Here is a 1915-nt window from a genome sequence, read left to right as displayed (position 1 = left end):
GCACGTCCACGTCCGGATTGGCCGTCCGGAGCCGGTTGACCGTGTCCTGAAGGTTCTCCCGCTCGTTGTAGGTGGGAACACACACGAGAACGCGCTCGCCGTCCACGCGGCTCCTTTCGGTGTCTTCGGTGTCGCCAGCGCTGTCGTCGGCGGGGCCGCTGCCCGCCTGCCCGTCCTGCTCTCGCCGGCCAGCCCGCAGGCCGAACGCTACAGCGACCACTCCGATCATCACCAGGAGCGTCTCCGGGAGGCTACCGAGCCGGTCCGCGACCGTACGCCCCGTACGCAACGGCAGCGCGGCGGTCAGGATGGCCGCCTGGTACAGCCCGGACTGTGCGATGATCCGGCCGTCGGGCATGACCATCGCGCTCTGACCGCTGGTGGACACCTGCACCGCTGCCCGCCCGTGTTCGACCGCGCGCAGCCGGGTCATGGCCAGCTGCTGCTCGCTTTCGCCCCGGCGTCCGAACGAGGCGTTGTTGGTCTGCACGACCAGCAGTTGCGCGCCGGCGTCGACAGCGGCGCGCACGAGGCCGTCGTAGGCCACCTCGAAGCAGATGACATCACCGACGGTGATGTCACGGATGGTCAGGACCCCGGTTGCGGTGCCGTGGACGAAGTCGTTGGGCATCTCGGTGGCGAACCGGCCGATTAGCTTCTCCAGGACGGCCCGGCCCGGCAGGTACTCGGCGAACGGCACCGGGTGCTGCTTGACGTACATCTGCCCCGTCCAGCCGGTGTCCTCCCACACCAGGGCGGCGTTGCGCACCCTGCGCGGACCCGGCCCGTCGAGGACCGCGCCGACGAGGACGGGAGCGCCCGCCGCCCGCGCGGCCCGGTCCAGCAGGGCGGCGGCGCGGGGGTCGGCAAGCGGGTCGACGTCCGAGGCGTTCTCCGGCCACAGGACCAGATCGGGTTGTAGGGCCCGGCCCGCGGCCACGTCCGCGGCGAGCTGTTCGGTCCGCGTGACGTGGTTGGTGGTGACCTGGAACATGCGTCCGAGCGCGTCCAGCCCACCGGCCCGCGGGACGTTGCCCTGCACCGCGGCGATGTCCGCGGTGCCGGTCTGCGCCGCGGTCGGCAGCGGTATCGCGAGGCCCACCAGCGTCACGGCGGCGGCCGCGGCCAGCGGACGGGCTGTCGCCACGGCCGTCCGTACCCGACGGCTCCTACCGCCCGTTCCGGCGCCCGTCCGCTCGTCCCTGCCATGCGCGCCGGGTGAGCGGGATGATCCGGTGGCGTCCATGGCCGGTACACCCGCGCGGATGGCGGCCGCGGCCAGCAGCGCGCCGATGCCGGCGACCGCGGTGGTCACCAGCGGTGATCCTCCGAGCGCTGCGAGTGGTGTCAGCGGTGTGTCCGCCTGGCTGAAAGCCAGCTTCCCCCACGGGAAGCCACCGAAGGGCACTCGTGCGCGCACCGCCTCCTGCGCGACCCACACCGCGGCCACCCACAACGGCCACCCGCGTACCCGTGTCACCGCGGTGCTCGCGGGGGCGACCAGCGCGAGCAGGGCCGCCTCGCCGGCCGAGAGCACCACCCAGCCGTCGATGCCGACGAACGTCACGAAACGCAGCATCGCCAGCATGAAGCCGAGACCGAAGAGCAGGCCGAGGGCGAACGACCGACGCAGGCGCACACCGCGCACGACCAGGGTCAGCAGCGCGACTGCGACCGGCGCCAGCGGCCAGATCCCGGCGGGCGGGAACGCCAGGTACAGCAGCACGCCGGCGGTGGCCGCCAACAGTGGCCGGATCAGCCGGCGTCCCAGCCGCCGCACCGGCCGCTGGGACGACCGTTGGGGCGAGGAGGCGTCCCCGTCCGGCTCGGACGCGTCGTCCGTGCCGGACGCGGCACCGCGGCTCGCACCGTGATCCGCGCTCAGCATGTCCTGGGCTGCCACACTTCTAGTAGA

The 1915-nt window shown here is 73.0% G+C and carries 1 protein-coding gene; it reads right to left on the bottom strand.

All coding sequences use genetic code 11. The annotated features are described in order from the left end of the window. On the bottom strand, positions 1–1888 hold a 1888-nt coding region (lnt, locus tag CM1CMNOD_RS10810), incomplete at its 3' end, for an apolipoprotein N-acyltransferase (RefSeq protein WP_131773973.1). Positions 1889–1915: the final 27 nt, after the last annotated feature.

Origin of the sequence: Protofrankia symbiont of Coriaria myrtifolia, from assembly GCF_900634755.1 — a bacterium.
GTDB classification, from domain to species: domain Bacteria; phylum Actinomycetota; class Actinomycetes; order Frankiales; family Frankiaceae; genus Protofrankia; species Protofrankia coriariae.
The sequence above is the reverse complement of the archived record's forward strand: the minus strand, read 5'-3'. Positions and strand labels throughout refer to the sequence as shown.